We start from the raw sequence: 23,876 nt of genomic DNA on the forward strand, positions 1-23,876 counted from the left end.
GCTCAGGTGGTGGGCGACCCGGCGCCGGCGCTCCACAGGGGGACCGCCAGCCGGAACGTGGTGCCCTCGCCCTCCACCGAGTCGAAGTCGAGGCCGCCGCCGTGCGCGTCGGCGATCGCCTGCACGATGTTCACCCCCAGGCCGGTCCCGGGGATCGAGCGGTGCTGGGCGGTGCTCGACCGGAAGAACCGGGTGCCGAGGTGTTCCTGTTCGGCCTCGGGGATGCCGATGCCCGTGTCGGCGACCGTGACGGTGGCGACGTGCTCGTCGACGGTCAGGCCGACGGTGACCGATCCACCTCCGAGCGTGAACTTTATCGCGTTGCTGACGAGGTTGGTCACGGCCCGCTCCAGCTGGAGGGCGTCACCGATGACCTCGGCCGGCTCGACCTGTTCGACCAGCGCCAGGCCCGCGCGGTCGGCCGCGGGCTGCAGCGACTCGGTCACGTTCCTCACCACCTCGCCGAGGTCCAGCCGCTCGTGGGCGATATCGAGGTTCTGCGCCTCGATGCGGCTGAGGATCAGCAGGTCCTCGATGAGACCGCGCAAGCGGTCGGCATTACGTTGGACCACCCCGACCAGGCGATGTTGCGCGCTCGTCAGCTCCCCGCCGTCGCCGTCGCAGAGCATCTCCGTGTAGCCCACGATCGACGCGAGCGGAGTGCGCAGCTCGTGACTGACCGTGGAGACGAATGCGTCTTTCTGCCGGTCCAGCTCCTCGAGCCTGCTGAGCTGCTCCTCGCGCCCGGCCTCATAGTCGTCCCGCGTGTCGAGCAGGGTGTTGAAGGCCTCGGCCAGCGCGCGTACCTCGGCCGGCCCGTGGTCGGTGCGCGCCCGGGTGCCCCGGCCGCCAACCGTGTCGAGTCGGGCCACGGCGGCCAGCTCCTCGATGGGGTCGACGATCTCTTCGGCGGTCCGACGGGTCCCGCGGACGATCGCGAGGGCGTCGGCGAGGGTCATCGCTAAGGCCGCTGCCGAGCCGCCGACCAGCACCCGGGTCCGTAGGCCACGCATCCGGACGCGCTCGTCACTGGCGAGGGTGTGGATCGAGTCCGCTGCCGCGATCATCTCGGAGAAGTCGGCCAGCGCGCTGACGGATTGCGCGCGGCCGGTCGGATCGTCGGCGGCCGAGTACCCCTCCTCCATCCCCACGATCGAGTCGGCGTACGACCACCAGCTCGCGGACGATGCGGTCAGCCTTGCCAGGGCGGGGGTGAACTCGGCGTCGTCGCCGATCAGCCGGTCCAACTCGGCGAGCGTCTCGTCGGAGTCGGTTTTGAGCGCCCGCAGTCGGTCCTCCGCCCCCGTTACGTCGTAGACGCGATCGATCCGCAGGTCGGACTGGGCCCACCGCATCGCGATCACCAGGTGGCTCGTGGCGTCGACGACCGGCGTGTAGACGGTGCTGGTGCGCTGCGAGAGCTTGTACTGGAGGAGCAGCATCAGCGGCCCCAGCAGCGCCACCACCACGACGAGGATCAGCATCCGGCGGCTCTTGTCGCGCAGGATCCGCGAGACCTCGGGCGCCTGCTTCTCGCGCGGGCTCATGACACGTTCTCGGTCGTGAATCCGCGTCGCGTCATGACGCCCCAGTTCTGCTCGGTCCCGCGGAGTGCCTGCCACCAGCCGCGCAGTCGCCACACCACGTGGAGCTGGCGGTAGCCGATGTTCTCGAGGACGGCCGAGCTGATGAGCGAGAGCAGACTCCCGAAACGGTAGTAGCGCGAGAAGTACACCTCGTCGACGGCGGCGGCCGCCAGCGCCACGACGATCGCGTATCCGTAGGCGACCGCCAGGAACAGCCAGAACGTGGTGGGGTTGACCAGGTCGAGAGCGAATCCGAGGACCATGAGAACCAGGCCGACGGCCTCGATGAGTGGGGCGAACAGTTCGAAGGCCCAGTAGTAGGGCACGGCCAGGACCCCGGCCCGCCCGTAGCGGGGGTTGCCGAACATGACGCGGTGTTTGACGAGGGTCTCCCACAGTCCCCGGTGCCAGCGGGCGCGCTGCTTACGTAGGACCGGCAGCGTTTCCGGCACCTCGGTCCAGCACACCGGCTCGGGCACGAATGTGACACTGTACTCTTGGACGCGCTCCCGCAGCAGGCGGTGGATGCGCATGACCAGTTCGAAGTCCTCTCCGATGGAATCGGGGTCGAGGCCGCCGACCTCCACCAGCAGATCACGGCGGAAGCAGCCGAAAGCCCCGGAGATGAGGATGAGCGCGCGGAGCTTGGACCATCCGGAGCGGCCGAGGAAAAACGATCGCAGGTACTCGAGCGCCTGGATCTGGGCGAGCACGTTGCGGGACATCCGGACGTCGATGATCTGTCCGGAGCGGATGGTGCACCCGTTGACGACCCGGACGACGCCGCCGGTAGCGGCGGTGCGGAGCGGGTCGTCGGCGAAGGGTTCGGTGACGACGAGCAGGGCGTCGGGGTCGAGCAGGGAGTCACCGTCGGCGCAGATGATGAGGTCCTCGACGGAGGCGTTGATGCCGACGTTGATCGAGTCGGAGCGGCCGGAGTTGGCTTTGTCGATGACCGTGAGGCGGGTGTAGCCGTCGCGGGGGACGTAGATGCCGCGGGGGGTCTGGCGGGTGGGGATCTCGTAGGGCACCTCGCGGTCGGCGCGGACCAGGTCGAACGCCTCGATGAGGACGCGGAAGGTGTTGTCGGACGACCCGTCGTTGACGACGATGACCTCGTGGCGGTGATATCGGAGTCCGAGGAGGGACCTGGCGGCCTCGACGACGCCGGCCTCCTCGTTGTAGGCGGGGACGACGACCGACACCCCCGGCGCCGTGTGGCTGCCGAGCCGTTCGACACGACCGGAGTGACGACGACGACGACGCGTTCCCCTGAAGTCGACGGCCGCGGCGATCACGAGCACCAGGTACGAGGAGTTGATGAGCAGGAAATAGACGAGGATGGGCCAGGCGATCACGTCGAGCAGCGTCGCGATCACCACGCGGAGGGTTTCGATCACGGGGCGGGATCCTCCTGCTGTGGGGCGCGTTCCGGGTCGTTCTCGGTGGCCCGGCGGGCGGTCGCGGCCATCTCGTACAGGTCCGGCCTGCGGTCACGGATGCCGAGTGCGGTGACCGCGCCGAGCGAGGCGAGGGCCGCGAGGTCGGCGGGTGACGTGGCCGCGGTGTCGCGGACGGAGATCTCCGGCGGGAGCACGCCCTGCCGGAGGGTCTCGACGAGAACCTCGCGGCCGGTCCTCCCGAGGGAGGCCAGGGCTCCGGCGGCCACCTCGGCGAGTCGGCGGTCGCCGGCGGCCAGCACCGAGCGCAGGAGCGGGACACCTGCGGGGGCACCGATCTCTCCGAGGGCCGTGGCCGCGGCCAGGCGGACGGCCGCCGGTTCGCGGGGGGCCAGTGCGCGGCCGAGATCGTCGATGACGCGGGCGTCGCCGATCACCCCGAGAGTGCGCGCGGCCGCCGCGCGGACCCGCTCGTCCCGATCGGTGCGGAAGATCTGGAGGACCCTGGGCAGCAGCGAGGCCATGCCCCCACGCGAGGCGACGGTGGCGGCGACGTACCGCACGCCGGGGTCCGGGTCGTCGAGCCCGCGCCGGACCGCCTCGCGGACGTCGTCGCCCATGGCGAGCAGCGCGTCGGCGGCGACGTAGGCCGGGACGCCGGACAGCCCCTTGACCTCGCGGACCGCACGGAGCACCGCGTCGGCGTAGGTGGCGTCGCCGAGGACCCCGAGGGCGCGCACCGCGGTCGAGCGCACGGCCCGGTCGCGGTCGGAGATCATGCCGGCCAGCACGGGGGAGTACTCGGTGCGCCGGGTGGCACCGAGGACCTGGGCGGAGCGGGCGCGGGTGGTGGCGGACCACGAGTGGACGCCGCGGAGGGCGCTCTCGACGGTGCCGTGCCGGTCGAGGATGTCGACCAGCGCGGTGGCGGCCCCGCCGCGGACCTTGCCGAGTAGGTCGAGGACGGCCCGGTCGACGACCCGCTCGCGGTATCTGCCGAGTTTCCCGAGCGACTCGTCGTCGGACTCCTCGTCTGCGGCGAGCGCCAGCAGGCGCGGGCGGAGTGGCTCGAGGACGCGTGCGATACGGCGACTGCGGCTGACCCGTGCGACGTGCGCCCAGATCATCACCACGACGAGTACGCCGATCGCGGCGATGAGGACCCACAGGGAGGCCGTGAGGACGCCGGAGGCGATCTCCGGCGCGACGTCGTCGAGCAGGGAGGGCGAGGGGTCGTCGTAGGAGGGCAGCACGGTGTGGATCCCGCGGGGCTAGTGTCGCGTGTCGTTAGTTCCTAAATGCTTGGGCGTTTGGGAGAATGGGTTATGCCCAATAACCCAGCTCCGGCTTTGATTCTTCGTGATGGTGACCGCGAGGAGTTGGAGTCGTGGACGCGGTCAACGTCGATCCAATCGGGGTTGGCGATGCGGGCGCGGATCATCCTGCTCGCGGCGGAAGGTCAGGCGAACTCTCGGATCGCTGACCGGGAGCGAACGACGCCGACGACGGTGTGGAAGTGGCGAGGCAGGTATGAGGCGGATGGGATCGCGGGCCTGTTCGACGAACCGCGCTCTGGCCGGCCGAAGCGGATAGATGACCAGAAGATCATCACCACGACGTTGACTCCTCCGCCGAAGAAGTACGGGGTGACGCACTGGTCCTCACGCCTGCTGGCGGATCATCTGAAGATCGGTAACGCCACCGTGGCCAGGGCGTGGCGCAAGTTCGGCGTGCAGCCTTGGCGGGCCGGAACGTTCAAGTTCTCCACCGATCCCGAACTGGTCGCGAAGGTCACCGACGTGGTGGGGTTGTACTTGGCGCCACCGGACAACGCGATCGTGTTGTGTGTTGACGAGAAGAGTCAGATCCAGGCGCTGGATAGGACCGCGCCGATGCTGCCGATGCGCACCGGCAGCATCGAAAGGCACACCCACGATTACAAGCGGCACGGCACCACGACTCTGTTCGCCGCGTTGGACATTGCGACCGGGCACGTCACCGGCGCGGTCAAGCCGAAGCATCGCCATCAGGAGTTCCTGGCGTTCCTGCGTCAACTCGACCGCGCCTACCCGGAGGTTGACCTGCACTTGGTGATGGACAACTACGCCACCCACAAAACCCCGGCAGTGAAGGTGTGGCTGGCACAGCATCCGCGGTTCCACGTGCACTTCACCCCGACGTCCGGATCCTGGCTCAACCTCGTGGAAGTCTGGTTCGGGATCATCGACCGGCAGGCCATCCGCCGTGGTGTCTTTACATCCGTCAAGGACCTCAATGCCAAGATTCGCCAGTTCATCACGGGCTGGAACGACCGCAAACACCCGTTCGTCTGGACTAAAACCCCCGAACAGATCCTCGCGAAAGCGAACCCTAAACCAACTTCAGAAACGCGACACTAGCGGCCGAGCAGCGCGTCGACCCGGCGGAGCAGCTCCCTCGGACTGAACGTGGAGTGTTCCCGACAAAGTGGCCACCTGAATTAGGCCGCGAGTTCGTAGATGTCTCTGAATCCTAGTTCGAACTCGGCTGGTGTCAAGTAGCCGAGTGTTGAATGTCGCCGCGCTCGGTTGTAATACTCCTCGATCCAAGTGAATGTGCTCTTTGTGAGCGCTTTGAGTGTGGGCCATGGACGCGTGTGGATGAGCTCCTTCTTGTAGCTCGCAAAAAACGATTCTGCGACCGCATTATCGAAACAAATGCCGGTGCGTCCCAGTGATCGCCGAATATTGTTCTTCGTACAATACTTGTCGAATTCAGTGGACGTGTATTGGGTTCCGCGGTCGCTGTGGAATACGACTTTGCCGGGCGGTCGCCGTCGAGCGATGGCCATTTCCAGTGCGTCGGTGACCAACTCGGTACGCATGTGGTCGGCCACGGCCCATCCGACGACCATCCGGGAGTGCAGATCGATCACAGTGGCCAAGTACGCCCAGCCGTTCCAGGTCCGCACGTAAGTGATATCGCCGCACCACTTGGTGTTCATCTCTGCCGCGGTGAAGTCGCGACCGATGAGGTCGGGGGCGGCGACAGGGTCGTCGCCAGCGACGGTGGTTCGCTTCCACGCTTTCGGGTGGCGACCCTCCAAGCCTGCTGCTTTCATCAGCCGCCACACCCGCTTGTGAGAGACCCGGTGACCGCCGGCGGCGAGCTCCGCGCGCATACGACGAACGCCGGGGCGGCCGTTGAGACGCTTGTAGAGGCACTCGATCAGCGTGGTCAGTTCGTCGTCCCGGAGGTCTCGCGCTGAGCGGGACTTTCCACGCCATTTGTAATAGCGGCTCTTCGCATCTGAGCGTGGGTGAGGACGACACGCCGGTGAGGCGGTAGGGAGACGAGAGGGTCGAGGCCCTGAAGGATTGGAAGTACCACTACATCCGATCCTGAAAGGGCCTCGACCCATGTCTGAGCCTATCGGGGGCTGCCGGTCTGCCACCGGAACCGCACCTGCGCCCCGTTGTGTCCGCTGCGATCTTCTCGTCGGGCTCGACGACGTGTACGTCCTTGATGCGCGTCTGCGTGGCGAGCACCTGGAGGTGACCGTCGAATCCGAGCCGGGACCGGTCGGATGCCCGGACTGCGGCGCCGCCGGGGTGGGGCATGGACGGCAGGTGGTGCGTCTGGTCGACATCCCCGCGTTCGGCCGCCCCGTCACGATCATCTGGCGCAAACGCCGCTTCGTCTGCCCAGGCGGGGCGTGCGAACGTGTGACGTTCGTGGAGAACCTGCCTGGGCTTGCCTCGCCGCGGCATGCCACCACGGCCCGCGTCGTGGAGTGGGCAGTGGGACAGCTGCGCCGGGAGCACGCCACCGTCAGCGGACTGGCTCGTCAGCTCGGTACCGCGTGGCACACGGTGTGGACGCCGGTCAAGGCTGCATTGGAGGCGTTGGCCGATGATCCGGCCCGCTTCGACGGCGTCCGCACCCTCGGCGTCGATGAACACATCTGGCACCATGTCTCCCGACGTAAGCGCGGCCCCAAGGAACTGACCGGGATGGTCGACCTCACCCGCGACGGGGACGGCAAAGTACAGGCCAGGCTGCTCGACCTCGTGCCAGGCCGCTCCGGGGTGGTGTTCGCAGATTGGCTCACTGCGCGGGGCAAGGGTTTCACCAGCGGCGTCGAGATCGCCGCGTTGGATCCGTTCCACGGCTACAAGCGAGCGATCGATGACGAACTCGAGGATGCCACCGCTGTTCTCGACGCTTTCCACGTGGTCAAGCTCGCCCTTGGCGCCGTGGACGAGGTCCGCCGGAGGTTGCAGCAGCAGATCTGCGGCCACCGCGGACGTAAAGGCGACCCGCTCTACGGGATCCGCACCATCATCCGCTGCGACCCCGACAGGCTCACCGAGCGCCAGTGGCGGCGGTTCGACGAGGCCCTGGCCGCCGACCCCCGACACGAGGAACTGTTCATCGCCTGGCAAGTCGCCCACGAACTCCGACAGGCCTACCACCACAAAGACCTGCCAGCCGGGCGCAGCGCTGCGGAGAAGGTACTCGCGACCTTGCCATCCTGCCCGATCCCGGAAATCGCCCGACTAGCCCCGGTGGTTCACGGGGATCTGCGGATCGCTGGGCGAAAATAGACCGAAGTGCTTCCTGAACAGGGGAAACTGGGACTTGTCGAAGGTTCCATGTCCCCACACAGAAAGCACTCGGTAGGTGAAGCGTACTTCGTGGTCGTCTGGTCTGTCCGTTACTGCTGATGGTGTCGGGGTGATCTCCCACGCCGGAGCCATCGCGCCACGCCTTCTGGCGGATCGAGTGGGGCTGACCACCGAACTGTCGAAGGCCATGACTCGCAGACGGTTCATCCCGATCCATGACCGTGGCCGGGTGCTGATCGACCTGGCGGTGATGCTCACCGATGGCGGCGAGTCCATCTCCGACATCGGCGTCCTGCGCCACCAATCCGAGGCTCTGGGCCCGGTGGCCTCGGCCCCGACGGTGTGGCGCACACTGAACGAGGTCACCGCCGGCAAGCGCAAGAAGATCCAGGTGGCGCGAGCCCGCACGCGGCGGCATGTGTGATCCCAACTGCCCGGCGGAGTACCCGCATCGGCGTGTGCGGGGCGGGATCTGGGATCGACGATCGTGCTCGATGTGGACGCCACGATCGTGGTCACCCACAGCGAGAAAGAGAACGCCGCACCGACGTACAAGCGCACGTTCGGGTACCACCCGATCGGTGTGTGGTGCGACAACACAGAGGAGTTCCTCGCCGCGAGCCTGCGCCCGGGCAACGCCGGGTCCAACACCGCGGCTGACCACATCGAGGTCCTGGGCCAGGCGATCGCCCAAGTCCCCGCCAACCATCGACGTGAGCTGCTGATCCGCTCCGACGGCGCCGGCGCCTCCCATGACCTGCTGAACTGGGTCACCGAGCAGAACCGCGTCCGTGGTCGACGGGTGGAGTACTCGGTCGGGTTCTCCATCACCGGCCCGGTGCGACGGGCCATCGCGACCTGCCCCGAGGAAGCGTGGGGGCCGGCACTGAACCCTGACGGAGACATTCGCGACGGGGCCGAGGTTGCCGAACTGACCGGATTCCTCGCCCCCGGGCTGCTCGCCAAGTGGCCAGCGGGGATGCGGGTGATCGTCCGCCGCGAGCGGCCCCACCCGGGTGCCCAATTATCGATGTTTGAGGAGATCGACGGGTGGCGCTACCAGGCGTTTGTCACCAAAACCGCCACCGGCCAGCTCCAATTCCTCGAGGCCAGACACCGGGCTCACGCGCGGGTCGAGGACCGGATCCGCCACGCCAAAGACACCGGCCTGGGCCGTCTGCCCTCGCGGGAGTTCGCCCTCAACCAGGCGTGGCTGGTGGCGGTGATGCTCGCCGCTGACCTCGTGGCCTGGACCCGGATGCTCGCCTGCACCGGCGACGCCGCAGTCCTGGCGTTGTGCGAGCCCAAAGCGCTGCGCTACCGCTTCCTCCACGCCGCGGCCCGACTGGCCCGCAGCGGCCGACGACGAAGAGTGAAAATCCCCGAAACGTGGCCCTGGGCGATCGCTATCGTCGCCGTGTTCAACACGATCGCCGCGATCCCCAAACCCGCCTGACCTCACCTACCCGCCCACGACAGCACCACCGGAGACCCGCCACCGGCAGCGCCAGCCGGCGCTCCCGCACGCCCATAGACGCAATCGCACCCACCGTCACCCGGCAGAAGCCGTCCTCACACTCCATGAATCAGCGGGGCTAGGACGAACGCTCCGCAAGTGGAAGGCCGCCTTCCTCGCGTACTGGACCACCGGCCGCTCCAACAACGGAGGAACCGAAGCGATCAATGGCCTCATCGAACTCCACCGGCGCCTGGCCCGCGGCTACCGCAACCGCGACAACTATCGCCTGCGGATGCTCCTCATCGCCGGCGGGCTACGGACCTGACCCCACGCTCAGATGCGAAGAGCCAATAAACGGTTGGAGCTCGACGAATATCAGTGTAATGTCACAGAAGGTCAGCCTGTGAAGCTCGCTAACATCTGCCGTGATTAGGTTAAGCTTTCGGCTAGCACGGCTGTTGCGCACGGTCATGAGACTTGGAAATGGGAAGGTGCCTATATGTGGATACTTAACGGCCTCATGCAAGGTCTGCGTTTAACCGTGGTAGCCACTTTGGTGGCTCTAGTTTCGATTGCCGCCGTCCCCGCTTCAACTGCACAGGCAGCGCGAGGCAATCTTACCTGTGACTCACTCTATTCGGTGGATGGAGGTGGAAACTACGCTAAAAAAATTAATCCTACGACCGGGTTGTCATCAGATTCCTTCAAACTTGAAGGCTCAAGCCGGCACAACCAATTGGGTATCGGTACGGGGGGCGCGTATGCGATTTATACCGCGACCGAAGGATCGGGTAATAACGCTACGAACTATGTCTACAACTGGAATGCTACGACGGATACGACATCCAAAGTTAAAAGTCCTGTCGCACCATCTACCCATGGTGCAATCAACCCCGCCAACGGTTGGTTTTACTACGGCGGACTAGGTGACAGCAACGACACCCTCACGCTTCACGGTTACAACCCTGCTACGCCTGCTGTTGCGCCCGTTAAGGTGATGACTGTCAATCTTCCGGGCTCGAAAGGCAGGAATGGTGACCTCGCTTTCGACGCTGGCGGAAATATGTATGTCGTCGCCGCCTCAAATGCCGAAGGTGGCATCTGGTCCGTTGACGGGCCCATGCCTACGACGGGTTCGGTAACGGTAACCGGGACCCAGGTCACTGCTTTGACGCCACAGTTCGCCTCAGCGAACTCAATCGCGTTCGGTCCAGACGGTTACTTGTACGTCGGTTCCAGTGCTTTCCTGCGCCAAGTCGATCCGAGCAACGGTCAGTTGAAGAGTGATGTTCCGGACAGGCCAAAAATGACCGACATGGCTTCGTGCAGCAACCCGGTCAGTATTAAGCTGGACAAGGATCTCCCCGCGGGGCGCTTTGAACCCACAGACCAATTTGGCCTAGAGATTTCCGGCGCCGGCCTGACTGAAGGCACGACCGCCGTCACTGACGGCCCCGCTGAAGGCGTGCAGACCGCTTCCGTGGGGCCAGTTCTGGGCTTGGCTGGCCAGACCTATACGGTCACGGAGACCGCGGCAGGCACCGCGAACTTTGCAAACTACGACACGAGTTATAAGTGTGTCGACGATGTGGGTGTGACAGTCGCTGAAGGGACAGAAAAAACAGCGACATTCACTCCTGACAGTGGGCGAAGCGTGTCGTGCAGGTTCACAAACACAGCTAAGAAACCAAATATCAAGCTCGTGAAAGATGCCGAGTTGACCCCGCTGATTCATGGGGCGTGATGGAGTCGGGTTTCTACGGATGTTGTGTCCGGCGGGTCGTGTAGACGTGTTTGGGCGCCGGCTGGCGCTGCCGGTGGGCGGGTCTCCGGGTGGTGCTGTCGTGGGTGGGCAGGTGGGGTCAGGCCGGTTTGGGGATCGCGGCGATCGTGTGGAACACCGCTTCGATGGCGGTGGCCCAGGGCCAGGTCTCGGGGATTTTGACCCGTCTACGTCGGCTGCTGCGGGTCAGTAGGGCGGCGACGTGGAGGAAGCGGTAGCGCATCGCTTTGGGCTCGCACGCTGCGAGGATGGTGGCGGCGCCGGTGCAGGCCAGCATCCGGGTCCAGGCGACGAGGTCGGCGGCGATCATCACCGCCACCAGCCATGCCTGGTTGAGAGCGAACTCTCGCGAGGGCAGACGGCCCAGGCCGGTGTCTTTGGCGTGGCGGATCCGGTCCTCCACCCGGGCGTGCGCCCGATGCCTGGCCTCGAGGAACTGCAGTTGACCGGTGGCGGTGTTGGTGACGAACGCCTGGTAGCGCCACCCGTCGAGTTCCTCGAACATCGACAACTGGGCGCCGGGGTGGGGCCGCTCACGGCGGACGATGACCCGCATCCCGTCGGGCCACTTGGCGAGCATCCTGGGCGGCAGCAGTCCAGTCAGCTCGGCGATCTCCGCGCCCGGCCTCAGGTCGCCGTCTTGATTCACCGCTGGCCCCCACGCGGTGTCGGGGGCGATCGCGATGGCCCGGCGGATTCCGGCGGTGATCGAGAAGCCGACCGAGTACTCCACCCGCCGACCACGGATCCGATTCTGCTCGGAGATCCACTCCAACAGGTCATGGGAGGCGCCGGCGCCGTCGGATCGGATCAGCACATCACGCCGATGGGCGGCGGGAATCTGGGCGATGGCTTGCCCCAGGACGTCGATGTGGTCGGCCGCGGTGTTCGACCCCGCGTTGCCCGGCCGCAAGCTCGCAGCGAGGAACTCTTCTGTGTTGTCGCACCACACGCCGATCGGGTGGTAGCCGAAGGTGCGCTTGTAGGTCGGCGCGCTCTGTTCTTTCTCGCTGTGGGTGACCACGATGGTGGCGTCCACATCGAGCACGACCGTGTCCCCCAGATCCCGGCCCGCGCACTTGGAGGCCGGCACCCCGCCGGGCAGCTGGGACCACACATGCCGCCGCGTACGGGCCCGCGCGACCTGGATCTTTTTGCGTTTACCAGCGGTGACCTCGTCCAGGGCGCGCCACACCGTCGGAGAGGAGGCGACCGGACCCAGGACAGTGGATTGGTGGCGCAGGACGCGGATGTCGGCGATGGACGTGCCGCCACCTGTGAGCATCACCGCGACATCGGTCAACACCCTGCCACGGTCATGGATCGGGATGGATCGGCGCTGCGCCATGGCCCCCGACAGCTCGGCGGTCAGGCCGACGCGATCAGCCAGAAGACGCGGCGCGATGACCCCGGCATGAGCAATCACCCCGACATCCTCGACGGAGAACGACAGACCAGACGACCACGAAGTACGCTTCACCTACCGAGTGCTTTCTGCTTGAGGATCAGGAACCTTAGACAAGTCCCAGTTTCCCCTGTTCAGGAAGCACTTCGGTCTATTTTCACCCAGCGATCCGCAGATCCCCGTGAACTACCGGGGTTGATGGGGTCGTGGGCAGCGGGACAGAAGGTTAAGTACTCGTTCACGGCCACGAACACCGGCAATCAGCCGCTGACCAATGTAGCTGTAGAAGAGGTCTCGTTTTCGGGCAGCGGTACGACTCCCGTGGTTACGTGTGACGTAGCAGAGCTGGCTGTAGGAGCTGAAGCTAAATGCTCTGCGGAGTACACATTGACGCAAGCTGATATAGACACTGGCAGCGTGTTAAACGCTGCGAAGGCAGTGGGTACATCCCCCGAGGGTGTGCAGGTTGAGGCAACGGATGACGCTGAGGTGAAGGGCGAAACGGCTGCCGGCATTGGTCTGGTGAAGACGGCTGCGCAGGACGAGGGTGCGCCGTGGAAGGCAGGCGAGAAGGTCACGTACCGGTTCGTGGTCACCAACTCGGGCAACGTCACGCTGACGAATGTGGCGGTGAATGAGGGCACCTTCTCGGGCACCGGCACGCTGTCGGAGATCGAGTGTGAAGCGAGCGAGTTGGCGCCGGGCGAGTCGACGAACTGCTTGGCGACGTATGAGTTGACGCAAGCGGATGTCAATGCGGGCGTTGTGAAGAACGTGGCGAAGGCTGTGGGTACTCCGCCCTCGGGCGAGCAGGTTACGTCGCCGGAGGCTCCGGCTGAGGTGAAGGGCGAAACGGCTGCCGGCATTGGTCTGGTGAAGACGGCTGCGCAGGACGAGGGTGCGCCGTGGAAGGCAGGCGAGAAGGTCACGTACCGGTTCGTGGTCACCAACTCGGGCAACGTCACGCTGACGAATGTGGCGGTGAATGAGGGCACCTTCTCGGGCACCGGCACGCTGTCGGAGATCGAGTGTGAAGCGAGCGAGTTGGCGCCGGGCGAGTCGACGAACTGCTTGGCGACGTATGAGTTGACGCAAGCGGATGTCAATGCGGGCGTTGTGAAGAACGTGGCGAAGGCTGTGGGTACTCCGCCCTCGGGCGAGCAGGTTACGTCGCCGGAGGCTCCGGCTGAGGTGAAGGGCGAAACGGCTGCCGGCATTGGTCTGGTGAAGACGGCTGCGCAGGACGAGGGTGCGCCGTGGAAGGCAGGCGAGAAGGTCACGTACCGGTTCGTGGTCACCAACTCGGGCAACGTCACGCTGACGAATGTGGCGGTGAATGAGGGCACCTTCTCGGGCACCGGCACGCTGTCGGAGATCGAGTGTGAAGCGAGCGAGTTGGCGCCGGGCGAGTCGACGAACTGCTTGGCGACGTATGAGTTGACGCAAGCGGATGTCAATGCGGGCGTTGTGAAGAACGTGGCGAAGGCTGTGGGTACTCCGCCCTCGGGCGAGCAGGTTACGTCGCCGGAGGCTCCGGCTGAGGTGAAGGGCGAAACGGCTGCCGGCATTGGTCTGGTGAAGACGGCTGCGCAGGACGAGGGTGCGCCGTGGAAGGCAGGCGAGAAGGTCACGTACCGGTTCGTGGTCACCAACTCGGGCAACGTCACGCTGACGAATGTGGCGGTGAATGAGGGCACCTTCTCGGGCACCGGCACGCTGTCGGAGATCGAGTGTGAAGCGAGCGAGTTGGCGCCGGGCGAGTCGACGAACTGCTTGGCGACGTATGAGTTGACGCAAGCGGATGTCAATGCGGGCGTTGTGAAGAACGTGGCGAAGGCTGTGGGTACTCCGCCCTCGGGCGAGCAGGTTACGTCGCCGGAGGCTCCGGCTGAGGTGAAGGGCGAAACGGCTGCCGGCATTGGTCTGGTGAAGACGGCTGCGCAGGACGAGGGTGCGCCGTGGAAGGCAGGCGAGAAGGTCACGTACCGGTTCGTGGTCACCAACTCGGGCAACGTCACGCTGACGAATGTGGCGGTGAATGAGGGCACCTTCTCGGGCACCGGCACGCTGTCGGAGATCGAGTGTGAAGCGAGCGAGTTGGCGCCGGGCGAGTCGACGAACTGCTTGGCGACGTATGAGTTGACGCAAGCGGATGTCAATGCGGGCGTTGTGAAGAACGTGGCGAAGGCTGTGGGTACTCCGCCCTCGGGCGAGCAGGTTACGTCGCCGGAGGCTCCGGCTGAGGTGAAGGGCGAAACGACGTCAGATCTAACCTTGGTCAAGACAGCTTCGCCTGAGAGCGGTCTCAGCGCCGGCGATGAGGTCGCTTACAAATTCGTCGTCACGAATATCGGCAATGTGACGCTGAAGGATGTGGGTGTGACGGAACTTGAGTTCACCGGCACCGGAACGAATCCTGTGGTCGAGTGCCCCGTTACGGAACTGGCTCCGGGCGACTCAGCGTCCTGTACCGCGACTTACACGACGACTACGTACGACGCGAAGGCAGGAAAGGTCGACAACACGGCAGTTGCCACCGGCAAAACTCCGGCTGATGAGAACGTGAAGTCGAACGAGGATAGTGCGACTGTGACGTTCGAGAAGGACGGAATCTGTTGCGGAGGGTCGCTCGGTTCGGCGGGATCTGTCGGCTCGCTCGGTTCCTTGGGTTCCCTAGGATCCCTGGGATCCCTCGGTTCGCTTGGTTCCCTGGGTTCGACCGGTTCGGGTTCGACGGGTTCGACGGGTTCGGGTTCGGCAAGCCTCGGCTCGCTGGGATCTGCGGGGCTTGGTTCTCTGGGGTCGACCGGTTCGGGTTCGACGGGTTCGACTGGCTCGGGTTCGACGGGTTCGACGGGTTCGGGTTCGGCAAGCCTCGGCTCGCTGGGATCTGCGGGGCTTGGTTCTCTGGGGTCGACCGGTTCGGGTTCGACGGGTTCGACTGGCTCGGGTTCGACGGGTTCGGGTTCGACGGGTTCGACGGGTTCGGGTTCGGCAAGCCTCGGCTCGCTGGGATCTGCGGGGCTTGGTTCTCTGGGGTCGACCGGTTCGGGTTCGACGGGTTCGACTGGCTCGGGTTCGACGGGTTCGACGGGTTCGGGTTCGGCAAGCCTCGGCTCGCTGGGATCTGCGGGGCTTGGTTCTCTGGGGTCGACCGGTTCGGGTTCGACGGGTTCGACTGGCTCGGGTTCGACGGGTTCGGGTTCGACGGGTTCGACGGGTTCGGGTTCGGCAAGCCTCGGCTCGCTGGGATCTGCGGGGCTTGGTTCTCTGGGGTCGACCGGTTCGGGTTCGACGGGTTCGACTGGCTCGGGTTCGACGGGTTCGACGGGTTCGGGTTCGGCAAGCCTCGGCTCGCTGGGATCTGCGGGGCTTGGTTCTCTGGGGTCGACCGGTTCGGGTTCGACGGGTTCGACTGGCTCGGGTTCGACGGGTTCGGGTTCGACGGGTTCGGCAAGCCTCGGCTCGCTGGGATCTGCGGGGCTTGGTTCCCTGGGGTCGCTTGATTCGAGCAATTCGGGTTCGACGGATCTCGGTTCGTTGGGTTCACTGAATCCGAGCAATCCGGATGTTCCTGACGCTCCGGGCGCCCCGGATGTCCCTGGTGTCCCGGATGTCCCGAGTAGCCCCGGTCAGCGGGAGGCCCCCGGTGCCTCCGTTAACCCTGCGGCTCCCGGCACGTCGGGAGGCGCTTCGGGTGAGCGTCCGCACGCGATCGACGGTGGTGGAGCGTCTACTGTCTTTACCTCGCCGCCCGCGATTGGTCTAGCAGCACTGCTGCTTGCTCTCGGTGGCGCTGGCGCTGTGCTGGCCATCCGCCGGGTGCGCTAAGTGCAGTGATGTGAAGCAGGCGCGACGCCCGTTGTTGGGGAATTTCCCCCAACAACGGGCGTTTCGCTGTGGCTACCGTGGTAGGCAGAACTCGGGAGGACGAAGATGGTTGAGCGATCTCGCGTGAAACGCGGTGGCGAGAGCGGATGGCGGCGCGGTTCGGGCGTCATCGGACTTCTGCTGGCGGTGGCGATGCTCTCCGTGGGCGCGATGTTGTTCTTTACAGACGAGCCGTCATCTCCCGTGATTGACCCCAACCCTCCCCGCCCGTCTGCGCAAGGCACCGTCGATAGTGCGCCGCTCGCAAATGGCGATCAGCCTGCACCGCCAATGTTGCCTCCCGAGACGCTGTCGCTGGGGCCGCTGGGTGTGACGGCGCCCATTCTGAACGCAACGGTGCTGAACGGGGTTCTCACGCCCCCGTTGGATGTGACCCAGGTTGGAAAGTGGGTCGATGGTGCAAGATTGGAATCTGATAGTGGCACTGTGCTGATCGCCGGACACGTGAATATGAGCGGCCAGGGCAACGGTGCGTTGTTCAACTTGGCGCGTATCCGCCCCGGAGAGTTTGTGCACACCTCCGATGAACAGGGGGCCGTCACAACGTGGCGCGTGACGAACGTGGTCGAGCGCCCGAAGGCGGACGGCGTCGAAGAGAGTGTGCTGGACGGGCCGGAGGGGCCACGGAGATTAGCGGTTGTGACCTGCGGTGGAGACTTGGAATATATTAATGGCATCGGTGACTATGAGGACAACGTTTACCTTTACGCCGACCATGTGAACTGACCTCGACGGCATTGTGCTTCGAGTCGCATTCTAGTCAGGGTGGGAACGAACTTCGCCCGACTCGACGAGGTCGACGGGCAACCCCAGCTGGTTGTGAGCACCTCAGGCGGGACGCAGGTGTGCACCGCCGACCTGCCCGGCGCCACCAGGATCCCCAGCGCAACGGGCCGACTCACCGTCACCGTCGACGGACGCACCCGCACCGTCGACGCGGCGACCTGCGCGATCGACTGACGATGGGGCAGCGGGGCCCGGCGCACACACGCGCCGGGCCTCGCTGCCGCGGAGGCACCCGCCACCGACACCATTCGGTCATCGACCTCGCATCAGATGAGAACACGTTCTATCCTGGACGGATGGTCATCACCACCCCCACCGCCCGCGAGCTCACGCTCGATCAGATTCTCGAGTGTCAAGGGCCAGTGAGTTCTGCCCAGGGGCGGTCTTGAGACCTGCCCGGTGACGGTCACCAGATCTGCCCGGAGATGGCCATGGGATCTGCCCAGGGGCTGGCCATCTCGGGTCCTCGGGTTGTCAGGCCAAGGGCTTCACCCCCTGGCCTGCGAGTGCTTGGGAGAGGCGGACGGAGTCGCCGCTGGTCTGGCAGACGTGGGCGTGGTGCAGGAGCCGGTCCACTGTCGCGGTGGCGATGGTCTTGGGCATGAGTTCGTCGAAGCCGGCCGGGTGCAGGTTCGAGCTGATCGCGATGGCTCGTTTTTCGTAGGCGGCGTCCACCAGGCGGTAAAGCCCTTCAGCGGCGTCGGTGGCCACCGGCAGCAGTCCGATGTCGTCGACGATGATCAGGTCGGCGCGCAGGATCTTGGCGATGGCCTTGGTGACGGTGTCGTCGGCGCGGTGACTGCGCAGGAGAACGCCGAGGTCTTCCAGGGTGAACCAGGAGACCTTCAGTCCCTCCTCGACCGCCTGCTGCCCGAGGGCCTCGAGCAGGAACGTCTTGCCGGTCCCAGAGGGCCCGCAGACGACGAGGTTCTCCTTGCGGTGCACCCACTCCAGCGTCCGCAACGCCTGTTGAGTCGGTGCTGGAATCGAGGAGACGGACTCGTCCCACGCGTCGAACGTCTTGCCAGTGGGAAACCCGGCGGCAGCGCGTCGAGTGGCCAGCGAGGCCCGGTCGCGGCCGCTGGCCTCCTCAGCCAACAGCGCACGCAGCACCTCGGCCGGGTCCCAGCGTTGGGCTTTGGCGGTGGCGATCACCTCGGGCGCGTGGCGGCGAATGTGCGGCAGTCTCAGGCGCCGCAACACGGCATCCAGGTCTGCGGGCAGCGGCGGACTGGCCGGCACACCCAGCGCCGGAACCTCGGTGGCGGTCATCGGTCTACCTCCTCAGAATCGGCGGCCACCGGTGATTGCCCGCCGAGGGCGGCCCATCCGGAAGTGCCCTGGGTCAGCGACCGGTCCTCACCCGCTGTGTGGGCTTGGCCGGCACCGCCGGAGGCGGCGTGGTGGTTCAGGATCGACGGCAGATCGGCCTCGGCGAACCGGCTGTGCAGCGCCGCGTGACCGAGCGCCCAGTCGACCTCGCCCGGGTCGAACAGTTTGGCCAGGGCGACGGCCTCGGCCATCTTCACCCGCATCCTGGCCGTGCCCGCGGCGGCGGCCTCGGTCAGCCACAGTCGGGCCCCGTCGCCGAGGGCCAGGAAGGCCGCCTCCGCGGCGTTGCGGGCCTTGGGTTGGCGGTGCAGGGCCCCGGCCGGGGCGTCCGGGAAGTGCGCATCGGCAAGTCGTGGGCTGCCCGGGGTGGCCCGCGGGTGGCGGGCCACCTCCACCGGCCCATCCGCTCCGACGTGCACCACGACGATCTGCTCGCCGGCGCCGGCACCATAGGCGCGGACCCACACGGTCTGACCGAGCAGCGTGTGCGGCACCGAGTACTGTCCGGATTCAAACGTCACCATCGGCGAGTTCACCGGCACCTGCCGGGTCGCCCCCAGCGCCACCGTGTATGCCTCGGTCGGCACGGTGTGCAGGCGGGCCCGTTCCTGGACGAGCATCTCCGCTGGCGCTCGCCGAGTGACGCGGTGCTCCCGGTCGTTGATCTGCTCGCACCACTGCTCGCAGGCCTCCTCCAGCTCAGCGAACGAGGAGTACTCGCCGCGCAGGTTCGTCTCCTTGGGCACCAGGTCGGCTTTGGCGACCTTGACCGTGGACTCGCTACCACCCTTGGAAGCCGGATCCGCGGGCTCGCACGTGAGCACCGTGACCCCATAGTGGCGGGCGAACGCCACCACCTGCGGGTTGCGCACCGCCATCCCGGCCACGTGCTCAACGGTGACGGTCTTCTCGTTGTCGGTCAGCACATACGTCGGCGCCCCGCCCAGGCGGCGCAACGTCACATCCAGGGCAGCGAACACACTCGGGGCCGTCTTGTCGCGGATCGGCAGGACCACCCGGAACCGTGACCACGCCAGCCACGCGCAAAACAGCACGGTCTTGACCCCGTCGATCACCGGACCGTCACCGAAGTCGTACTGCAACCACAGGCCCGGCTCGGTCACCCAGGGCCGGTGCACCCGCGCATGGCCCACGCGGTAGGACTTCTTCACCGCCGCCACCGCCCGACGCGTGGTGCGCTCCGAGCCGGTGAACCCCACCGCGAGCAGCTTGTCGTGGACCACGTCCGCGCGGATCTTGCCGCCGGAGCGCTCCACCCATTCCTCGACCTTCGGCATGAACTCGTCCATCAACTGCGGACGGGCCGCCGGCTTGTCGGTCAACCGGCCCGCATCACGAGCAGTCACATAGCGGGCAACGGTGTGGTGCGAGACCCCGGCGAGCTCGCCGGCATCCCGATACGACCCTGTCAGATCAAACGCTTCGAGAATTTCCATGATCTCCTCGGCAGACTTCATGTTGTCCCTCCTCGGGGCGATGGGCGCTTGGAGCACCGCTATCGCACCCGAGGAGGGGCCCCGAACCGCCCAAGCGGGCCGGGAAACAATGTCGTGTCGGGCAGATCCCATGACCGCCAGCGGGCAACTCTCACGTCCGCCAGCGGGCACCTTCGTGACCGCCTACGGGCAGTCTCTCGTGTCCGTCGTCACTCGAGCGTCAGCAGCAGGCGTTCCTCGCGGACCCGCAGCCCAGCGCCAAGGTTCGCCGCGACCGCATCACCCGGCTCAAGCGACTCGTCTTGGACAACGCCGCCGAGCTCACCGAGGCGATGCGCGAGGACTACGGCTCCCGCCCCGAGACCCTGTCCACGCTGACGGATATCGCGTCGTCGATCCCGGACCTGGACCACCAGCGCTCCCACCTCAAGAAGTGGATGAAGCCCACCCGGATCTCCCGCGTCCTGGACCGGGTCGGGTTCCACCAGCAGGTCCGGCACGACCCCAAGGGAGTCGTGGGGATCATGGGCCCCTGGAACTTCCCGCTGTACCTCACGATCGTCCCGGCCGGCTCCGCGCTCGGCGCCGGCAACCGCGTGATGCTGCGGCCGTCGTCGGTCACCGCGAACACCACCGAGGTGCTCGCCCGGCGCGCGCCCGACTACTTTGCCGTGGACGAGTTGGCCGTGATCGGGCCCGAGCACGGCCGCGGCTCAGATTTCTCCGTCCTGCCGTTCGACCACCTGTTCTTCACCGGCTCGCCGGCCGTCGGAAAGTCGGTGGCCAAGGACGCCGCGGAGAACCTCACGCCCGTCACGCTTGAGCTCGGCGGCAAGAACCCCGTGTTGGTGGACTCCAGCGCGGACATCGAGCGCGCCGCCCGCAGTGTCGCCGCCTCCCGTCTGGTCAACGGTGGCCAGGTGTGCATGTGCCCCGACTACGTGTTTGTCCCCGAGGACCGGGTCGACGCGTTCTGCGACATCGTGCTCGACCAGTGGCGCACCAGCCTGCCCGCGATCGTCGGCAACCCCGAGTACACGGCCGTCATCAACACCTCGAACTATGAGCGGATCGTCGGGCTCGTCGACGACGCCGTGGCCAAGGGCGCCGTCAAGCGCGACGCGACGCCGGCGGGGGAGCGGCTGCCGGACGCGGTGACGCGCAAGATCGCGCCGACCTTGCTCACCGGGGTCACCCCGGAGATGGAGATCGACGACGACGAGGTGTTCGGCCCCGTCCTGACGGTCTTCGGCTACAAGAGCGTCGACGAGGCGATCCGCTACATCACCGCCCGTCCCAGCCCGCTCGTCCTGTACTGGTACGGGGACAAGAACGAGCGCTTCGAGACCGTCGCCGACCGCACCCGCTCAGGCAACATCTACGGCAATGACTTCGGGATCGGGATGGTCTCGTCGGCGATCCCGTTCGGCGGCGTCGGCAACTCGGGGATGGGCGGCTACCACGGTCACTACGGCTTCCGGACCTTCACGCACGAGCGGGCCGTGGCGCTGCACTCGTTCAACACCAACGTCTCCGAATTCGTGGCCCCGCCGTATATCAAGGGCAAGAAGCGGATGGCGTCGATCTACCTCGGGGCGATGCGCGCGCGGACGCGCCTCAAGCTCTAGTCCGGGCGCGCGGTCACTCCCCGCGGAACTCCGCCTTGCGCTTCTCCGCGAAGGCGCGGGGGCCCTCCTTGGCGTCCTTGGACGCGAACACCCGGCCACCCACCTCGGCGTCGACCTTGAAGGCCTCCTCCTCGTGCATGCCCTCGGTGCGACGGATCGTCTCGATGATCCCCTGGACCGCGATCGGGCCGTTGGCGGCGATGAGCTCGGCGATCTCGAGGGCCTTGTCCAGGGCCGCGCCGTCCTCCACCACGTGGCCGATCAGCCCGAAGCGCTCGGCCTCCTCCGCGGTGAGGGGGCGTCCGGTGGTCAGGACCTCCATCGCAACCGTGTACGGGATCTGGCGCACCAGTCGCACGGCCGAGCCGCCCAGCGGGTACAGGCCCCAGCGGGCCTCCGAGACGCCGAACTTCGCCGAGCGTCCGGCCACCCGGATGTCGGTGCCCTGCAGGATCTCCGTGCCGCCCGCGATGGCCGGACCCTCGACCGCGGCGATGAGCGGCTTGCTCAGTCGACGGCCCTTGAGCAGGGCCGGGAGCTTCGTGAGGTCCCAGCCGCCGCCGGCGAACTTGTCCCCGGGGGCGTCGGAGTTCATGGCCTTGAGGTCGGCGCCCGCGCAGAAGAACCCGCCGGCGCCGGTGAGGATGCACGCCCGGATGTCGGGGTCGGTGTCCACCAGATCCCAGGCGGCTTCCATACCCCGCATCATCGGGCCCGACAGGGCGTTCCTGGCCTCGGGACGATTCATGGTGACGATCAGGACGTGCCCCCGCCGCTCGGTGAGCAGGTGCTGGTCCTCGGGGGTTGCGGCGCTGGTCATCTTCTATCTCCTGGAGGATTTCTTTATGCCGGGTTCGATGTAACCCACACCACGGGAAGGTAACACGTTCTAGTTTGGGGGCATGGCGTACACCATCGGAGATCTCGTAGAACACAGCGTGGACCGCGTCCCCGACCGGCTCGTGCTCGTGCAGGGTGATCGCGAGCTCAGCTTCCGGGAGCTCGAGGACCGTGCCAACCGACTCGCCCACCACCTGCAGTCGGTGGGGGTGGGGCCCGACGACAAGGTCGCGGTGTACAGCCGCAACACCATCGAGGCCGTCGAGGCCATGGTGGCGATCTTCAAGATCCGCGCGGTCATGGTCAACGTGAATTTCCGCTACGTCCCTGCCGAGCTCGAGTATCTCCTGGACAACTCCGACGCCGTCGCGGTGATCCACGAGCGGCGGTACTCGCAGACCCTGGCCGAGGCACTGCCCAGGACCCCGGGGGTCCGGCACTGCCTGGTGTTCGAGGACGGGACCGACGGACCGGACCCGGTGGTCCCCGAAAGCGTCTCCGTGGCGCACTACGAGGACGCCCTGGCGGCGCAGTCCCCGGAGCGGGACTTCGGCGAGCGCTCGAACGACGACATCTACATGCTCTACACGGGTGGCACCACGGGTTCACCCAAGGGCGTCATGTGGCGCCAGGAGGACGTGTTCATGGTCCTGGGCGGTGGCATCGACTTCCTCACGGGGGAGCGGGTCGCCGACGAATGGGAGCTGGCGAACAAGGCCGCCGACAGCGGGGTGCTGGTCCGGGCCGCGCTACCGCCGCTCATCCACGGCGGAGCCCAGTGGGCGATCCTCATGGCACTGTTCGCTGGTCACACGAGTGTGCTCATCCCGGAATTCGACGCGGAGACGGTCTGGCAAACGGTCACCGACCGCAAGATCAACCTGATGTTCATCACCGGTGACGCGATGGCGCGACCGATGATCGAGGCCTGGGACGCGGAGAAGTACGACCCCTCGTCGCTCTTCTACATCGGGTCCTCGGCCGCCCTCTTTTCGCCCTCGGTCAAGGACCAGTTCATCGAGGCCTTCCCCAACGCGATGATCTCGGACTCCATCGGCTCCTCCGAGACGGGCTTCTCGGGCATCGCCCTGGCAGAGAAGGGCAAGACCCACACCGGCGGTCCGCGCGTGAAGATCGACGGCGAGACCACCGTGCTCGACGACGACGGCAACGAGGTCCAGCCCGGATCGCCGGTCATCGGCAAGGTGGCCCGGACCGGTCACATCCCGCTGGGCTACTACAAGGACGAGGCCAAGACCGCCGAGACCTTCCGTACCTATAACGGCAAGCGCTACGCGATCCCCGGCGACGACGCCCGCGTCGAGGAAGACGGCACCGTCACCATGCTCGGCCGCGGCTCGGTGTCCATCAACACCGGCGGCGAGAAGGTCCACCCCGAAGAGGTCGAGGCCGCGCTCAAGACCCACCCGGACGTGTACGACGCGCTGGTGATCGGTGTCCCGCACGAGCGGATGGGCCAGCAGGTCGCCGCCGTCCTCCAGACCCGCGACGGCACGTGCCCGCCGATCGAGGAACTCAACGCCTGCGCCCGCATGGAGATCGCCCGCTACAAGTGCCCGCGCGCACTGTGGGTCGAACCCGCCGTCAAGCGGAACCCCGCGGGCAAGCCCGACTACCGGTGGGCCGCGGACATCGCCGCGTCCCGCCCCGCAGACGACAGCCAGGAGATCAGCAAGTGAGC

General features: G+C 66.4%; 15 protein-coding genes and 3 pseudogenes. 10 read left to right on the forward strand and 8 right to left on the reverse strand.

Features of this window, described 5'->3' with window-relative positions:
• Nucleotides 1-2: 2 nt before the first annotated feature.
• The 3 genes from VYL96_RS03430 to VYL96_RS03440 are packed head-to-tail and all read right to left on the reverse strand — an operon-like array spanning nucleotide 3 to nucleotide 4,239.
• Nucleotides 3-1,547 carry a sensor histidine kinase gene (locus VYL96_RS03430; RefSeq protein WP_061915880.1) on the reverse strand — a complete coding sequence of 515 codons (1,545 nt, stop codon included), beginning with the start codon at nucleotides 1,545-1,547 and terminating at the stop codon, nucleotides 3-5.
• Nucleotides 1,544-2,986: a glycosyltransferase family 2 protein gene (locus VYL96_RS03435; RefSeq protein WP_131885713.1), complete on the reverse strand. Its 1,443-nt coding sequence runs from the start codon at nucleotides 2,984-2,986 to the stop codon at nucleotides 1,544-1,546. The genes VYL96_RS03430 and VYL96_RS03435 overlap by 4 nt, the downstream gene beginning before the upstream one ends.
• Nucleotides 2,983-4,239, reverse strand: coding sequence for a HEAT repeat domain-containing protein (locus tag VYL96_RS03440; RefSeq protein WP_070722236.1), 1,257 nt, complete (start codon nucleotides 4,237-4,239; stop codon nucleotides 2,983-2,985). Before VYL96_RS03440 ends, VYL96_RS03435 begins: the two co-directional genes overlap by 4 nt.
• A gap of 72 nt (nucleotides 4,240-4,311) precedes the next feature.
• On the opposite strand from VYL96_RS03440, the gene VYL96_RS03445 reads away from it, so the two are divergent.
• Complete coding sequence (locus VYL96_RS03445; RefSeq protein WP_031264836.1) at nucleotides 4,312-5,385, forward strand: IS630 family transposase; 1,074 nt, start codon at nucleotides 4,312-4,314, stop codon at nucleotides 5,383-5,385.
• An 80-nt stretch (nucleotides 5,386-5,465) separates the two neighbouring features.
• Here the strand turns inward: VYL96_RS03445 and VYL96_RS03450 are convergent, their stop codons facing one another.
• Nucleotides 5,466-6,386, reverse strand: a complete 921-nt coding sequence (locus VYL96_RS03450) for an IS3 family transposase (protein WP_131885714.1) — start codon at nucleotides 6,384-6,386, stop codon at nucleotides 5,466-5,468.
• Here VYL96_RS03450 and VYL96_RS03455 point away from each other — a divergent pair.
• The 4 genes and pseudogenes from VYL96_RS03455 (at nucleotide 6,385) to VYL96_RS03470 (ending at nucleotide 10,796) form a co-directional block, all read left to right on the forward strand.
• Entirely contained in the window at nucleotides 6,385-7,572 is a 1,188-nt protein-coding gene (locus VYL96_RS03455) for an ISL3 family transposase (protein WP_243699674.1), read from the forward strand. The two genes, VYL96_RS03450 and VYL96_RS03455, sit on opposite strands and share 2 nt — an antisense overlap.
• Before the next feature lie 76 nt (nucleotides 7,573-7,648).
• A pseudogene (locus VYL96_RS03460) lies at nucleotides 7,649-9,049 on the forward strand (IS1380 family transposase).
• Between the two features lie 133 nt (nucleotides 9,050-9,182).
• Nucleotides 9,183-9,377, forward strand: a pseudogene (locus tag VYL96_RS03465) (transposase); the annotation flags it as partial.
• Nucleotides 9,378-9,551: 174 nt separating this feature from the next.
• Entirely contained in the window at nucleotides 9,552-10,796 is a 1,245-nt protein-coding gene (locus tag VYL96_RS03470; RefSeq protein ID WP_131885715.1) for an NHL repeat-containing protein, read from the forward strand.
• 118 nt (nucleotides 10,797-10,914) lie between these two features.
• Here VYL96_RS03470 and VYL96_RS03475 read toward each other — a convergent pair whose 3' ends face one another.
• Entirely contained in the window at nucleotides 10,915-12,315 is a 1,401-nt protein-coding gene (locus VYL96_RS03475) for an IS1380 family transposase (RefSeq protein ID WP_039867814.1), read from the reverse strand.
• A 123-nt stretch (nucleotides 12,316-12,438) separates the two neighbouring features.
• Between VYL96_RS03475 and VYL96_RS03480 the strand changes: the two genes are divergently transcribed.
• The 3 genes from VYL96_RS03480 to VYL96_RS03490 all read left to right on the forward strand — a co-directional run bounded on the left by VYL96_RS03480 (nucleotide 12,439) and on the right by VYL96_RS03490 (nucleotide 17,091).
• Nucleotides 12,439-16,071, forward strand: a complete 3,633-nt coding sequence (locus tag VYL96_RS03480; protein ID WP_456237600.1) for a CLIPPER-2 domain-containing protein — start codon at nucleotides 12,439-12,441, stop codon at nucleotides 16,069-16,071.
• Nucleotides 16,072-16,176: 105 nt separating this feature from the next.
• A complete protein-coding gene (locus VYL96_RS03485) occupies nucleotides 16,177-16,857 on the forward strand; it encodes a class F sortase (RefSeq protein ID WP_239550776.1) in 681 nt (226 codons plus the stop codon).
• A 39-nt stretch (nucleotides 16,858-16,896) separates the two neighbouring features.
• On the forward strand, nucleotides 16,897-17,091 hold the full coding sequence (locus VYL96_RS03490) for a hypothetical protein (protein WP_070721325.1): 195 nt from the start codon (nucleotides 16,897-16,899) through the stop codon (nucleotides 17,089-17,091).
• A gap of 300 nt (nucleotides 17,092-17,391) precedes the next feature.
• On the opposite strand, the gene istB is transcribed toward VYL96_RS03490, so the two are convergent.
• The gene (gene istB, locus VYL96_RS03495) at nucleotides 17,392-18,189 is read right to left on the reverse strand and encodes an IS21-like element helper ATPase IstB (protein ID WP_061917874.1); all 798 of its coding nucleotides are present in this window, start codon (nucleotides 18,187-18,189) and stop codon (nucleotides 17,392-17,394) included.
• Nucleotides 18,186-19,727: an IS21 family transposase gene (gene istA / locus VYL96_RS03500; protein WP_109148667.1), complete on the reverse strand. Its 1,542-nt coding sequence runs from the start codon at nucleotides 19,725-19,727 to the stop codon at nucleotides 18,186-18,188. Before istA ends, istB begins: the two co-directional genes overlap by 4 nt.
• A gap of 230 nt (nucleotides 19,728-19,957) precedes the next feature.
• Between istA and VYL96_RS03505 the strand changes: the two are divergent.
• A pseudogene (locus tag VYL96_RS03505) lies at nucleotides 19,958-21,334 on the forward strand (aldehyde dehydrogenase family protein); the annotation flags it as partial.
• A 13-nt stretch (nucleotides 21,335-21,347) separates the two neighbouring features.
• On the opposite strand, the gene VYL96_RS03510 reads toward VYL96_RS03505, so the two are convergent.
• The gene (locus VYL96_RS03510; RefSeq protein WP_061916879.1) at nucleotides 21,348-22,154 is read right to left on the reverse strand and encodes a crotonase/enoyl-CoA hydratase family protein; all 807 of its coding nucleotides are present in this window, start codon (nucleotides 22,152-22,154) and stop codon (nucleotides 21,348-21,350) included.
• Nucleotides 22,155-22,236: 82 nt separating this feature from the next.
• Between VYL96_RS03510 and VYL96_RS03515 the strand changes: the two genes are divergently transcribed.
• Nucleotides 22,237-23,874, forward strand: a complete 1,638-nt coding sequence (locus VYL96_RS03515) for an acyl-CoA synthetase (protein WP_109148668.1) — start codon at nucleotides 22,237-22,239, stop codon at nucleotides 23,872-23,874.
• The last annotated feature ends 2 nt before the right edge of the window (nucleotides 23,875-23,876 follow it).

The sequence above is a fragment of the Dietzia maris genome, from assembly GCF_036287335.1.
GTDB lineage: Bacteria > Actinomycetota > Actinomycetes > Mycobacteriales > Mycobacteriaceae > Dietzia > Dietzia cinnamea.

Excerpts from the sequence above, each read along its gene's own strand:
- VYL96_RS03430 (WP_061915880.1), bottom strand. The coding sequence starts at position 1,547 with ATGAGCCCGCGCGAGAAGCAGGCGCCCGAGGTCTCGCGGATCCTGCGC.
- VYL96_RS03445 (WP_031264836.1), top strand. The coding sequence starts at position 4,312 with ATGCCCAATAACCCAGCTCCGGCTTTGATTCTTCGTGATGGTGACCGC.
- VYL96_RS03455 (WP_243699674.1), top strand. The coding sequence starts at position 6,385 with ATGTCTGAGCCTATCGGGGGCTGCCGGTCTGCCACCGGAACCGCACCT.
- VYL96_RS03450 (WP_131885714.1), bottom strand. The coding sequence starts at position 6,386 with ATGGGTCGAGGCCCTTTCAGGATCGGATGTAGTGGTACTTCCAATCCT.
- VYL96_RS03470 (WP_131885715.1), top strand. The coding sequence starts at position 9,552 with ATGTGGATACTTAACGGCCTCATGCAAGGTCTGCGTTTAACCGTGGTA.
- VYL96_RS03480 (WP_456237600.1), top strand. The coding sequence starts at position 12,439 with ATGGGGTCGTGGGCAGCGGGACAGAAGGTTAAGTACTCGTTCACGGCC.
- VYL96_RS03485 (WP_239550776.1), top strand. The coding sequence starts at position 16,177 with ATGGTTGAGCGATCTCGCGTGAAACGCGGTGGCGAGAGCGGATGGCGG.
- istB (WP_061917874.1), bottom strand. The coding sequence starts at position 18,189 with ATGACCGCCACCGAGGTTCCGGCGCTGGGTGTGCCGGCCAGTCCGCCG.
- istA (WP_109148667.1), bottom strand. The coding sequence starts at position 19,727 with ATGAAGTCTGCCGAGGAGATCATGGAAATTCTCGAAGCGTTTGATCTG.
- VYL96_RS03510 (WP_061916879.1), bottom strand. The coding sequence starts at position 22,154 with ATGACCAGCGCCGCAACCCCCGAGGACCAGCACCTGCTCACCGAGCGG.
- VYL96_RS03515 (WP_109148668.1), top strand. The coding sequence starts at position 22,237 with ATGGCGTACACCATCGGAGATCTCGTAGAACACAGCGTGGACCGCGTC.